Origin of the sequence: Rubripirellula reticaptiva (assembly GCF_007860175.1) — a bacterium.
Taxonomy (GTDB): Bacteria; Planctomycetota; Planctomycetia; order Pirellulales; family Pirellulaceae; genus Rubripirellula; species Rubripirellula reticaptiva.
In genome coordinates this window covers 1,523,151-1,535,813 of sequence record NZ_SJPX01000001.1, presented here as the reverse complement: position 1 = coordinate 1,535,813, position 12,663 = coordinate 1,523,151, and the positions used below count along the sequence as shown (strand labels likewise).

General features: G+C 56.6%; 9 protein-coding genes. 4 read left to right on the top strand and 5 right to left on the bottom strand.

The features are described 5' to 3' along the window. Positions 1-261: 261 nt before the first annotated feature. The 3 genes from Poly59_RS05430 to Poly59_RS05425 all read right to left on the bottom strand — a co-directional run bounded on the left by Poly59_RS05430 (position 262) and on the right by Poly59_RS05425 (position 5,479). On the bottom strand, positions 262-1,467 hold the full coding sequence (locus Poly59_RS05430; RefSeq protein ID WP_146532990.1) for a DUF1559 domain-containing protein: 1,206 nt from the start codon (positions 1,465-1,467) through the stop codon (positions 262-264). Between the two features lie 373 nt (positions 1,468-1,840). Beyond that, positions 1,841-2,017 (bottom strand): hypothetical protein, encoded by a 177-nt coding sequence (locus Poly59_RS29255; RefSeq protein ID WP_186776031.1) that lies wholly within the window; start codon positions 2,015-2,017, stop codon positions 1,841-1,843. A gap of 132 nt (positions 2,018-2,149) precedes the next feature. Then, a complete protein-coding gene (locus Poly59_RS05425) occupies positions 2,150-5,479 on the bottom strand; it encodes a DEAD/DEAH box helicase (RefSeq protein ID WP_246151397.1) in 3,330 nt (1,109 codons plus the stop codon). Positions 5,480-5,732: 253 nt separating this feature from the next. Here Poly59_RS05425 and Poly59_RS05420 point away from each other — a divergent pair, with 253 nt between their 5' ends. Beyond that, complete coding sequence (locus Poly59_RS05420) at positions 5,733-6,095, top strand: 2Fe-2S iron-sulfur cluster-binding protein (RefSeq protein WP_146532988.1); 363 nt, start codon at positions 5,733-5,735, stop codon at positions 6,093-6,095. A gap of 300 nt (positions 6,096-6,395) precedes the next feature. Here the strand turns inward: Poly59_RS05420 and Poly59_RS05415 are convergent, their stop codons facing one another. Then, positions 6,396-7,454, bottom strand: a complete 1,059-nt coding sequence (locus Poly59_RS05415; RefSeq protein WP_186776030.1) for a YheT family hydrolase — start codon at positions 7,452-7,454, stop codon at positions 6,396-6,398. Here Poly59_RS05415 and thpR point away from each other — a divergent pair. Together thpR and Poly59_RS05405 are read left to right on the top strand one after the other, a co-directional pair. Next, on the top strand, positions 7,453-8,022 hold the full coding sequence (gene thpR, locus Poly59_RS05410) for an RNA 2',3'-cyclic phosphodiesterase (RefSeq protein ID WP_146532986.1): 570 nt from the start codon (positions 7,453-7,455) through the stop codon (positions 8,020-8,022). The genes Poly59_RS05415 and thpR overlap by 2 nt on opposite strands. A 42-nt stretch (positions 8,023-8,064) precedes the next feature. Further along, complete coding sequence (locus tag Poly59_RS05405; protein WP_146532985.1) at positions 8,065-10,500, top strand: ATP-binding protein; 2,436 nt, start codon at positions 8,065-8,067, stop codon at positions 10,498-10,500. A 59-nt stretch (positions 10,501-10,559) separates the two neighbouring features. Here the strand turns inward: Poly59_RS05405 and trpD are convergent, their stop codons facing one another. Beyond that, complete coding sequence (trpD, locus tag Poly59_RS05400) at positions 10,560-11,579, bottom strand: anthranilate phosphoribosyltransferase (RefSeq protein WP_146532984.1); 1,020 nt, start codon at positions 11,577-11,579, stop codon at positions 10,560-10,562. Positions 11,580-11,700: 121 nt separating this feature from the next. Here trpD and Poly59_RS05395 point away from each other — a divergent pair, with 121 nt between their 5' ends. After that, positions 11,701-12,642, top strand: a complete 942-nt coding sequence (locus Poly59_RS05395; protein ID WP_146532983.1) for a nucleoside hydrolase — start codon at positions 11,701-11,703, stop codon at positions 12,640-12,642. Positions 12,643-12,663: the final 21 nt, after the last annotated feature.

Sequence of the window (12,663 nt, the reverse complement as noted above, 5' to 3'; positions counted from 1 at the left end):
ATTGAAACTTGCGGGGTGTTCACGTGCACCCTAGTTCGAGCTAAGGAAGCACGCGAAATACACAAAAAAACCCCGCACTTTCGTGCGAGGCGTCGTGCGGTCACCTGCGGAACCTTTGCGAAACGGATTCAATTCCCCATGAACGGGGTTTGGCCGGTGACAAGCTCCGACGGGGTTTGCCAGCTTCGCTGGGCAAAAAAAACCTCGCCGCCCCAATCAAGGGACGGCGAGGCGATTTAGTTACAAAGAACGCCTTAAAGACTAGAACTCTTCGCTGATCGTTTCTTTGCTAGCACGTGTTCCAAGCGCCCCCCACAAACCGTAAGGGCTCTTCGAACCAGGTGGTGTACCCGGTGTACCCGTTTTCACAACAGCCTGACGAGAATTACCTGCTTCGATTGAGTCGGTGATGAACTTGATCGCTCCGTCACCCATCAACACGTGGCAACCACCTTGGTGGCGGCTACTTGGTGGCAGAACGCCGGTGTCAAAGTCACCCCCACCACCGATGCAGACTTCACGGTTCGGCGGCAACATCGTTGTGATGCTGGTGTACGTTGGCACCGAATCGGACCAACGGAAACCACGACGCCAGCCTGTGCTTACACCACCTGGATTACTGGTGCCAGTCACAGGCGGGTTGTTCCAAAACGTCGGACGCAGTGGGTCAACCAACGGAGTGGCATCGTCAGCACAAGCGCTCGGATTGGCGTGGATTGTGCCCCAACCAATGCCGAAGTAGGGCTGAGTCCGCTTGTCGCCATCGCCTAGATCCGTCGCGATTTCGCCGCACGCGATCGTATTTGACAATCCATCCAGGATGTCGCGGAACTTCATTTGCTTGCGGTTGTAAAAGAAACCACGGTTGGAAGCATTGGCTTGGGTGATGTGACCTTGGTTCCAGGTATTGCTTTCCCATCGCCAATATCCCCAGTTCACCCAGTCGGTTGAATCACCAATGTTGGCGGCATAGTTGGTCCGTGCCATTGCGGGCAAACCAACACCGGGATCACTCGGACAACGAAGTGCAGGAACTTCGGTCACCCAAGGCGTGTAGCGACCATCCCAAGGACGTGGTCCCATCGCCTGGAAAACAAAACTGCCTTGATAGTCTCGTGGGTTCGAAATCTGTTCCCACAACGCTTGCTGTTCGATGAACGGGGTAATCCCGATCAACCAACTTTGACGAAACCGGTTGTTATCGCCAGCGTCGTTGTTGAGTCCCCCATTCGAGGACAGAAGGTACGTTCCGCCGGACTGCGTAGGCAGCGCCTTGAAAGCGGAATGGTAATTGTGCAGCGCCAAGCCAATTTGCTTGAAGTTGTTGCTGCAACTCATTCGTCGAGCTGCTTCGCGAGCAGCTTGGACGGCGGGCAACAGAAGGCCCACCAGAACTCCAATGATTGCGATCACGACCAATAGTTCAACGAGCGTGAACCCTGACCTACGCAGACTCAATCTCTTCATTTCAAACTCCGAGGAAAGTGGGGTGATATTTTCACCCGGTAGAAAAACACCAAAAGAAACACCGGAGTTTGTCACAAGTTGACGCAACTCATTGCGCAAAAGAAACGGGCACTCGGGCCAGCGCAAGGACGGTTAGCGTTACGTAAGGGACGAGAATCTCATAATCAAGGAAAATTTCACACAAACTCGGAAAAGACAACAAAAAAAATGCAACGCAAAAGCAACTCAATATGACTGTGTTTTTTTGGCGAATTGAGGCGATTAGGCGGCGCCCGTGAATCCACATCCGAGCAGTACAGCCAACAAACACAAAAAAACCCCGCACTTTCGTGCGAGGTGTCGTCGTTCACAATCGAATTTCGTTGAGAGATTCTTAGTTTTGGCTTTCGTCATCGACGGACGACATGCTCGCTTTTTCATAGGCGGCATCTTCATCTGGGGTCATTTCCGGAGCTTCGATCACAACAGGTTCGTCGCTCGTGCAACCGGTGGTCATCGACAGTGGCAATGCAACAAAGATCAGCAAAAGTGCAAATGACGCTTTTTTCATCAGGAGTCTCCGAAATGGGAAGTGTATGGGAACCCGATAGAGTAGCCCATCTGGTTACCGAGGTGGGTGCGATTGGAAAAAAATGAAGTAGAAAAATCCATCAATTTCTCAATGAACATCTTCGCTGCGAAACTAACTTGTGACGCCTTCGCGGATCAGTTCGATCAATTCCTTGGTGTCCATGCGGGCTGCGTGGTCGGTGCCATCCAAGACTCCGGCGACCAGTTCACGTTTGTCGGCGTGCAGTTCCAAGATTTGTTCTTCGATCGTGCCTTCGGCGACCAAGCGATAAACGGTGACAGGTCGCTCTTGACCGATGCGGTGGGCGCGGTCGGTTGCTTGATCCTCGACAGCGGGATTCCACCATGGATCCAAGTGAATCACATAGTCGGCCGCGGTCAGATTCAAACCGGTACCACCGGCTTTTAGCGAGATCAAGAACAAGTCACCTTCACCAGCTTGGAACGCATCGACGCGGCGTTGTCGTTCTTTCGCTGGCGTTGCACCGTCAAGATACTGGTACGTGATGCCTCGTTCATCGAGTGCTTCGCGGACCAGTCCCAGGTGCTTGACGAATTGGCTGAACACGAGCGCGCGGTGGTCGCCTTCGCGCAGTTCGTCGACCAAGCCCGTGAATAGATCCAACTTGGCAGACGTCTTTGTCCAAGACTTTTCGACCAATCGCGGGTGACACGACAACTGGCGCAGTCGTGTCAACCAGGCAAGCGTTCGGATGCGTTGTTGCCCCGCTTGTCCGTCTTCGCGAGTGCTACTGAGTTCCGCCAGCGCGGCCACTCGAGCGTCTTCATAGAGTCGCCGCTCGGCTTTGCTGAGCTCAGCTTGCAGCGTGATTTCGGTTCGCGGCGGCAACTCGGTTAGCACCGTGTTCTTGGTCCGGCGCAAAATGAACGGACGCACCAAACGCGACAACGACAAGCGTCGTTCATCGTCTTTGTGTCGTTCGATTGGATCTGCGAAGCGGTTTCGGAATCGATCCCAGGACCCAAGCAACCCAGGGCTGAGCGTCCTGAACAGACTCCACAATTCGCCCAGGTGATTTTCGAGCGGAGTACCCGATAGCCCGATTCGCCAATCTGCTTCGATCATGCGGACCGCTTGCGATGTCTTGGTTTGCGAGTTCTTGATGAACTGAGCTTCGTCCAGCACCAACGTGTGCCACTGGCGAGTCGCAAATCGTTTCGCGTCGCGTTGCAACAGTTGGTAACTGACCACGATCAGATCGTTTTGAGTCGCTGCGGCGATCAACTTGTCTCGGTCACTATCGCGATACAGATGCGCGGTTAGCGCAGGCGAGAAACGTTCGGTTTCACGAACCCAGTTATCACCGACGCTGGTCGGCGCGACGACCAGTGCTGGTCCGCCCGGGCCGCGATCGAGCAAGACGCCCAACGTTTGAACGGTTTTTCCCAAACCCATGTCGTCGGCTAGCACGCCACCGACGCCCCACGACGCCAATCGAGCAAGCCACTGGTAACCTTCGAGTTGGTAATCACGCAGCGTTGCGTCGAGGCCGGCCGGTTTTTCAGGTGTCCAATCCGAAAGAGCTTCGAGACGACGGATCGAATCATGCCAGCGGGCCGTGGCTTCGATCGGCACATCGTGCCCGATCAATTCCTGGATGATTGGCACAGCGGCATCGGCAACTTTCATCACACCACGCTCGGCGACGACGGTATCGCCAAGCTGTTGCAGTCGTTTTCGAAACGCATCACTGATCTTGGCAAACTCGCGGTCACCGACTTGGACCAGCGAGCGATTATCGCGAACCGCCGCCAACAAATCAGCCAGCGGAACATCGCGACCATCGACGGTAACGGATCCTGAGAAACCGAACCAATCGCGTCGGTCGTCGATTTGGACTCGCAGTGCCGACGGAGTGATCTCGCCGCGCACGCGGATTGACTCGCCTTCGGGCCAAATCAATCGCGGCGTCAATTCGCCGCCCTGATACAACGACGCCAACAAATCGAGCGCCGCTTCGTCCGACGTCGCGACCCAGCGGTAATTCCCATCGCTGGACAACGAATTGAGTTCAAACTGTGCCACCACCGCATCGGCCGAAAGTTTTTCAGCAGCCAAATCGCGTTCCAATCGCACCGGACCTTCTTCGGTCAGGCACGACAGGATTCCCGGCGGGTTGCCAGGAATCGCCAGTTCGCGAAAGCGGGGTTCGTGCATGGCGAGCGCCAAGCACACGCCAGCGCCCGGACGGGGGCGCAATTCCATCACCAATTCGGCCGTCACCGGAACGATTGGACCGGCCAATTGCGGCGGCAAATCGACTCGGATCAGCGAATCAACCACCGTTGATCCGACCGAAAATTTGGCAGCTTCGGCCGCATCCAAAAGTGTTTCCGTAAAATCGGCTCGCAACAAAAACTGGATCAACCGGGTGGCCCGCGGGTCACGAAGCGAGCAAATCACCAAGCGATTGTGTTTCTGGTCTGCCAGCACGACGATCGGATCGACGGGGCTGGCATGACCAAGCACGATTTGGCAATCGTCGGTGTTGACTTTGATGCCCGAAACAACCAATTTTGGCCGAAACTTGGTCGTCTTTTCGTGGACTTCATCGTCTTCGCCGCCCTCTTCGATCTCGACCGGCTCGAGCGTTAGCGTCAACTCGGCGGGCAACACGGTAACGGTGGCCGCATCGACATCGTCCCAGGCGACGCTGTTGTGACCGACCAATGTTTGCAGGGCGCGAAATTCGCCGAAATGGTCTTCTTCGAATGAATAGCTAGGTTTGGCGACCAGTGCGGCGACTCGTCCATCGATTGGGTCGCTACTGAAATCGCGGCGCAGCAAGTCGTAGCTGCGAGTCTCTTTGCCCTTAGTCCAACCCTTGCCGTTTTTCCGCGGCCGTTGTTCGTAGGGCGTGATCGAGATGGGACAGTAATATCGGGACTGCGGCAGCCCGATCCGCCACTGAATTCGCGTTGTTTCGGCCGGTGTTTCGACGATTGCCGACTCACGAGCGATCTTCATCAACTCGCCGACCAATTCGCGACCGGCCGCTTCGTTGTCGACTTCCAATTCGCCCAAGAACTCAAAGACTTCTGCGACACTACGCCGCGCCATTTGTTCTTGTAACCACCACGCCATCGCTAACGTGTGCGGGCACCGCTTGTCGGCCGCGAACGGATCGCACTGGCATTTCGGGATCGCATCGAGTGCCGTGCCAAGCGGCGAGAAATCGTAGTCCTCATCATCGGGCTCGGCACCCTGACGCGAAATTTCGATCGACGCCGCGACTGCCGTTTGGCGATTACCGCTGACCTTGAATGCGAACACCATTTGTCCGCCTTCTTTGCTAAACGTCGGCGAATCGATCGAAAGCATCGCCGCACGTTTATCAAGGCCACCATCGTGCGAGTCGACCAAAGTCTCGATCGCTTCGGACACCAACAGACCGAAGGCACTGATTGCGTCGTCGGACATCAAATCCATACCGTCAAGTTCCACCGCGAGAGAGAATTCAAGTTGCGTATTGTCATGTTTGGCCGCGATTCACCGTTTCAAGGACGCTGATTCACCCAATCGGGCCCACTTTTTGGCAACAGCGTCTCGAGGCCAATCCGCAAGTCTACCACCGCCCGGGACTTCTCTCGATGGCACTTTGTCGTTTTCAATTCTTCGCTAGGATTAGAAACGGCGTATCTTGCCCTTAATCCCAATCCACAGGAAACCATTCATGCCAAAATTAACGGTACAAGGTGTCGGAACTTTCGAAATTCCGGCCGGAAAACGACTCGTCAAAGCCCTGACCGAAGACGCTGGCACGGATCAACTGCACGCATGTGGAGGCCAGTCTCGCTGCACATCGTGCCGAGTCAAGTTCGTCGAAGGTGAACCGAACAAGATGACGGAGTCCGAAAAAGAAGTCTTGAAGGTCCGAGAAATCACCGAAGCTGGCGTTCGATTGAGTTGCCAGATCGTCTGCGAGACGGACATGACCGTCGAAATCATCAGCCGCCTCGAAGGCAGCGGCCGCAAAGACCAAGGGTCCGCCTGTGCGGACAGCATCGAACCCGAACCGGTTTGGATGAAAAAGTAGACCGGCGCACGGGGAAAGAATGTGTCGTGCGAACCAAGGTGTGCATACGCCTTTCGATGTTGCGCGAAACCGTTTGTGGTTCGCGTTTCGATCCGTAATGAACGAGAGAAAAGTCTTGATTCGTAGTTCACTCTCTCTTCGGGAGAGTCGGACGCGGTAGCGGCCGGAGAGGGCCAAACCGCCTTCCTCGGATCTCATGTTTCCATTGGTTTTCAAACATTGCCCTCCCCGGCCGCTACGGCGTCCGACCCTCCCAAAAAATGGGAGGGTAAAGGAGACACGCAACATCAAAACATCCGTCTAACCCATGACCCACTTTTCAAGCACGTCGTCCATCCACGACCGCCGGCGTCGGTCAATGAAACCGACATGACCACCGGTGGGCAAAACCATCAACCGGGTCGAATCGGACCACGGCTGATCGCCACGAAAACAGTCAACAGGAACAATCGGGTCGTCCACCGCGGTCAAAACCAACGTGGGCACACTGATCGAGCCGACCACATGACAGGATGACGAAGCATCGTAGTAGTCGGCGGCGCTGGCAAAACCGCTCAGCGGCGCCGTGAACCGATCATCCAGTTCGCGAAGCGTCCGGGGACGCGATCCCGCCACGCAGGCGGCGAAATCGTGGCGGTCTCGCACGCCCGGCGGAATTCGCGACAATAGCGACCGAATGAAGTATCGGTTGTACGGCCGCAATCGCAGTCGCTGCATGTTGTCGCTGCAACGGGTCAAATCCAGCGGCGGGCAAACGGCTGCCAAACCGGAAAATCGATCGATCCATGTTGGCGTGGCGTCCAGACCCGCGCCGACTCGCCCCATCGCTCGCAGCAATTGGCCAGCGCCGAGCGAAATGCCGATGGCGAAAATTGGCCCACTTGGGCAACGTTCCGCAATCGCCCTCAAGGCCGCCAAACAATCGTCGCTGCGTCCGGCGTGCGAAAGATTGCGCGTCAAATCAGTCGCCGCACCAAATCCTCGCATGTCCATCCGGAAAACCCGCAAACCGCGACGAGTAAAGCGGTCGGCCAACCGAACCATGTAGTCGGCAGCGTGGCATCCGGTCAGACCGTGAACTAGCAAAACGCTGGCGCCGGCCATTTCGGGATCCGCCAAGTTTCGGTTATCTGAAACAATGGCATCTGAAACACAGGGAAGATCTTCGTGCAGCACGATCGAGTCGCCGTCGGAGACTTTCACGGGAATTGCCGTCGGCGCCAGCGACTTCAGCAATGATTCCTGCGACCGGCCTCCGACGGGGGTGATCGTTTGCAGATGACCGCCGCGGAAAATCGGGTGCGGAACGAACGGTGGCGGCTGAAAAGAATCAGGGTTTCGGTGTAACATCTCGGTCATGTCTACCACACGTTCATTTATCGCCATACCGCTGAGCCGCGAGATCACCAAAGGCGCGGTTCACTTGATCAATCGCTTGAAGGAATCCGGCGATGGAATCAAATGGGTTCCGACCGACAACTTACACCTAACGCTAAAGTTTCTGGGCGATATCGAGACCAACGATATCCCCAAGATCAGCAGCGTGGTCCGTGGTGTCGTCGAGGAATTCGAGAGCTTTGATTTGCACTTTGGGGGAACCCGTGCTTTGCCGTCGCCCGACAAGGCTCGCGAATTATCCGCCGGCATCGATGACCCCAGCGGATCGCTGGTCAAAATGGTCGAGAACCTGGAACTGGATCTGGCCGAACTGGGGTTCAAACGAGAACCCCGCGACTATGTTCCTCGGCTGACGCTGGGACGAACCCGTGGCGGCAGCCGCAAGGCGAGCGCCGAAGTCGTCGAGCGAGTTCAAGCAGCCGACGCGTTTGAATTAGGCACCATGGGTGTCGAGCAAGTCCTGATGATCGGCAGCTTCTTGGACAAGACCGGCCCAACGTATCACGTGCTCGATACGATCGAGCTGTAAGTTCGCCGACTTTCGCTTTTCTTCTTCACTGATCTGTCTGACATGGCTGCACCATCACCCGAAGTCTTCGAAAAACTTGCCTCGTTCTACCTTGGCAAACACTACGACCTCAGCGGCGGCAAATTGCAAGACGATTTGCTGATGTACGACGCCAAGGATCTTTGCACTCACGCGATGTGCGTCGGCATGACGGGCAGCGGCAAGACCGGTCTTTGCTTGTCGTTGCTCGAAGAAGCCGCCCTCGATGGCATTCCAGCGATCTGCGTCGATCCGAAAGGGGACTTGGCGAACCTGCTGCTTGCGTTTCCTGAAATGCGGCCGGAAGATTTCCGGCCGTGGCTGGAACCATCCGACGCCGTCCGCAAAGGAAAAACGCTGGACGAATTGGCGACTGACACTGCCGCCATGTGGAAAAAGGGACTTGCGGCCTGGGGACAAACGCCTGAGCGAGTCCAGCGGTTCAAAGACTCGGTTGACATCGCCGTCTACACACCGGGCAGCAACACGGGTTTGCCGCTGACGGTGCTGAAGAGTTTTGATGCGCCGCCCAAAGAAGTGTTGGGCGACAGCGATGCGATGCGTGAACGCGTCACCGGTGCGGCATCCGGTCTGTTGACGCTATTGGGGATCGAAGCCGACCCGCTTTTGTCTCGCGAACACATTTTGATTTCATCGATCTTCGATCACTGCTGGCGAGAAGGACGCGACGTTTCGATCGGTGATTTGATCGGATTGATCCAGTCGCCTCCGATCACTCGTGTCGGTGTGTTAGATCTGGATTCGTTCATGTCGTCGACTGATCGATCGAAACTAGCGATGACGCTGAACAACTTGTTGGCGTCGCCAGCCTTTTCGACATGGCTCGAAGGCGAACGACTTTCGATCCAGCGACTATTGTACACGGCGGAAGGTAAACCGCGACTGTCAATCCTGTCGATCGCTCACCTCAGCGATACCGAGCGGATGTTCTTTGTGACGATCCTGCTGAACGAGTTGCTGGCGTGGATGCGAACGCAAAGCGGCACCAGTTCACTGCGCGCGATGTTCTACATGGACGAAGTCGCGGGCTATTTTCCGCCGGTCAAAAACCCGCCGACCAAACCACCGATGCTGACGCTTCTGAAACAGGCACGCGCGTTCGGGCTGGGCATCACGCTAGCGACGCAAAACCCGGTCGACTTGGACTACAAGGGACTGTCTAACATCGGCACCTGGTTCCTGGGCCGACTGCAAACCGAACGCGACAAAGCTCGGGTGCTTGAGGGGCTCGAAGGGGCGTCCGTTCAATCAGGTCAACCGTTCGACCGCAACAAGATGGAACAAATGCTGGCGTCGCTTGGCAACCGAGTGTTTTTGATGAACAACGTTCACGACGACGGACCGAGCGTCTTTCAAACTCGCTGGGCAATGTCGTTCCTAGCCGGCCCGCTAGCGCGGGACCAAATCAGCCGATTAATGGCTGACCGAAAAGCGACGATGGCGGCGGCCAAAACATCCAGTGGCGAATCGGTCGCCGGCCAAGCCGCCAAACCAACTCGCCCGGTCGCTCCCCAAGGCGTTTCGGAACAATTTCTAAACCCGAACATGGTTTCCGCGTCGGATTCAGTGATCGTCTATCGCCCCGCTGTGGTCGCCGAAGGATCACTGCACTTCGTCCGCAGCAGCGCCGACGTGGACACGTGGATCGACGAGAAACGAATGGTGTCCTGCGCCGCCGGCGTGCCAGATGATTTCTGGGAAGCAAGCAAGCCATTGCCCGCCGATGCGGACTTCGCAGATGAACCGGAATCGGACTACAAGTTCAGCGACCTGCCAACGGAACTGCTCAGCGCATCGAACTTCAAATCGTTGGAAAAGCAATTCAAAGATTACCTGTACCGTCACCACACGATGACGTTGTACAAGGGCCCGCTAATCAAGGAGTATGCGCCGGCTGGATCAAATGAGGTGGAAGCTCGCAACCACTTCAAACAGGCGGCTCGCGAAGCCCTGGATTTGGCAACGGAAAAACTGCGTGACAAGTACGCGGCAAAGATGAAGTCGATCGACACGAAAATCCAATCAGCACAAGAACGTGTGGACCGCGAATCCGAACAATACAACCAGGCAAAGATGTCGTCGATCATCTCGGTCGGCGCCTCGATCCTGGGTGCGTTCTTGGGCAACAAAGTGGCCAGCCGCACGAATGTGTCGAAGGTGTCGACGGCCGCTCGAGGTGCCAGCCGAGCGGCTCAACAACGCAGCGATGTCGTCCGCGCCGAAGAAACGTTGAAGCAACTGGCGATGGACATGCACGACCTCGATGCCGAACTCAATGAAGAACTCGAAGCACTTGGCAAACAATATCGCGTCGAAGATTGGGAACTGGAAACACTGGTGATTCCGCCAAGAAAGAGCGACCTGAAGATTACCGATCCATGGATCCTGTGGACGCCATGGCAAGTCGATAGCAACGGAATCGCGACGCCACTTTTTTAGAGTGCCGCAATCAAAGGGCCGGAATCAAAGGGCGGGAACAATCCGTGATTGCTAAACCTTTAGCCACGAAGTTCCGCTAGCTTCGTTTTTGCCAAGCCGGCGTCGATCGCTTCGGCCGCTTGCGTGACTCCTTGGCCGATGTTTGAAACCTTGCCGACCAACAACAGCGCCGCCGCTGTTCCGGCCAGCACCGTGTCGCGAGGCGCACCAGGCTTTCCAGCGAAGATGTGTTGGATGATTGCCGCGCTTTCGACAGGATCAGCGGCAGAGAGCGAAGCTGCGGTCGCCGGCGATAGCCCAAAATCGGCAGGTGACCACTGTAATGTGGACTGTCCCGCGGGCGTCACTTCAATCGCGGTCGTATTTCCGTCGAGGGAAACTTCGTCCTGACCGTCCGACGCATGGATCACGAACGAGCGTGTCGTTCCCAGCTGTTCAATCGCAGCGGCGACCTTCGCTTGCGCGTCGGTCGATGAAGTGCCCAGCAATTGGTGCGTTGCACCGGCGGGATTGCAAAGCGGTCCCAACAAGTTGAACAGCGTTTTGACGCCCAGCTTTCGGCGCACACCAACGACATGCTTCATCGCCGGATGCAATTTGGCGGCGAAGCAAAAACAGATGCCGATCGAATCGAGTCGCTCGGCAACGCCTTGGGCATCGGATTCGATGCGAACGCCTAGCTGTTCCAGCACATCCGCCGAACCGCTCAGACTGGTTGCTTTGCGATTGCCGTGCTTGGCGACCGCTACGCCACAGGCCGATGCGACGATCGCGACCGCCGTGCTGATATTGAACGTTCCGCTGCCGCTGCCGCCGGTACCGCAGGTATCCAGCAGGAGCTCGTGATGGTGAGGAATCCTGGTCATGTGACGCCGCATTGCTTGGGCGGCACCGACCAATTCGGTAACCGATTCCCCCTTTGCCCGCAGCGCCAACAGCAACTCGCCAACGACATCTTCACTGGCTTCGCCCCGCAACATCGCGTCAATCAACTCGCTGGTCTGGTCAATGGACAAATCCTGACCGCTGGTGGCTTGTCGGATGGCGGCCTGAAATGCAGGAATTGAACGAGAAGGCATCGGCGAACACTGGGGCGAAAGGAAGGGAAGACAAAAGACCGCAGCAGGCTTTTCGAATTAGTTTTTTGCGTCAAAAAGATTCGGGGTCGCTCAAACAACTCGATAATTCTAAACTTTGCAAATGAACCGCAAGATTATCATCGATTGTGACCCAGGAATTGACGACGCCATTGCGATCGCCATCGCCCTATTTGACCCGCGTTTGGACGTCTTGGCGATCACGGCGACCGCCGGCACGGTCGACGCCGAACAGGCCACCCGCAACGTCACTTCCATCGTCAACCAACTCGACCCCGCTCGCTACCCTAGGATTGGGATGGCGACGCCGCCGTCGGATGCTCCGGTCTCGGACGATAGCCACCTGAACGGGCCGGACGGGCTGGGGGATTGTCGATTCGACGTCCCGAGCCGCCAAAACCCGACGCCGAGCGAGAAGATCATCTGCGAACTGGTAAACCAATATCCCGACGAAGTGACGCTGGTCTGCCTGGGGCCGCTGACCAACTTGGCTCGTCTGTGCCGCCGCGATCCGTCGGTCATCCCCATGATCAATAACGTCGTCATCAGCGGCGGATCGGTGGGCTATCCGGGCAACGCGACACCGGTGGCCGAACGAAATATGTTTTTCGATCCAGGCAGTGCCGAGGAAGTCTTTGCATCGGCGACCACGAAAAGTTTAGTGCCGCTCGACGTGACCGAAGAAGTCTTGTTTGGTGTCGACCTGCTGGAACATTTGCCCGACAAGTCGACCAAAGCGGGCCAGTTACTGCACAAACTGCTGCCATTCGCGTTCCGCACGGCCCACCAAAAACTCGGCCGCGAACTGATCCCGCTCTATGACGCGACGACTCTATTGAGCATCGTCGAACCGGACTTATTCCAATGGGAAGGCATGGCCGGCCGAGTCGAAACGAAGGGCGAATTGACTCGAGGCGTAACCGTCTTTGACCAACGACTTCGCCCCGAGTGGCCGATGAACATGGAAGTCGCGATCGAAGTCGACGCCGATGAAGCCCAGGCGGCGATCAAACGGGCACTTCGCTACACCGGACGACACGCGTAACGAAATCACGCGGAACGGGTC

Coding starts and splice junctions, on each gene's coding strand:
- Poly59_RS05430 (WP_146532990.1), bottom strand. CDS start 1,467: ATGAAGAGATTGAGTCTGCGTAGGTCAGGGTTCACGCTCGTTGAACTA.
- Poly59_RS29255 (WP_186776031.1), bottom strand. CDS start 2,017: ATGAAAAAAGCGTCATTTGCACTTTTGCTGATCTTTGTTGCATTGCCA.
- Poly59_RS05425 (WP_246151397.1), bottom strand. CDS start 5,479: ATGTCCGACGACGCAATCAGTGCCTTCGGTCTGTTGGTGTCCGAAGCG.
- Poly59_RS05420 (WP_146532988.1), top strand. CDS start 5,733: ATGCCAAAATTAACGGTACAAGGTGTCGGAACTTTCGAAATTCCGGCC.
- thpR (WP_146532986.1), top strand. CDS start 7,453: ATGTCTACCACACGTTCATTTATCGCCATACCGCTGAGCCGCGAGATC.
- Poly59_RS05415 (WP_186776030.1), bottom strand. CDS start 7,454: ATGACCGAGATGTTACACCGAAACCCTGATTCTTTTCAGCCGCCACCG.
- Poly59_RS05405 (WP_146532985.1), top strand. CDS start 8,065: ATGGCTGCACCATCACCCGAAGTCTTCGAAAAACTTGCCTCGTTCTAC.
- trpD (WP_146532984.1), bottom strand. CDS start 11,579: ATGCCTTCTCGTTCAATTCCTGCATTTCAGGCCGCCATCCGACAAGCC.
- Poly59_RS05395 (WP_146532983.1), top strand. CDS start 11,701: ATGAACCGCAAGATTATCATCGATTGTGACCCAGGAATTGACGACGCC.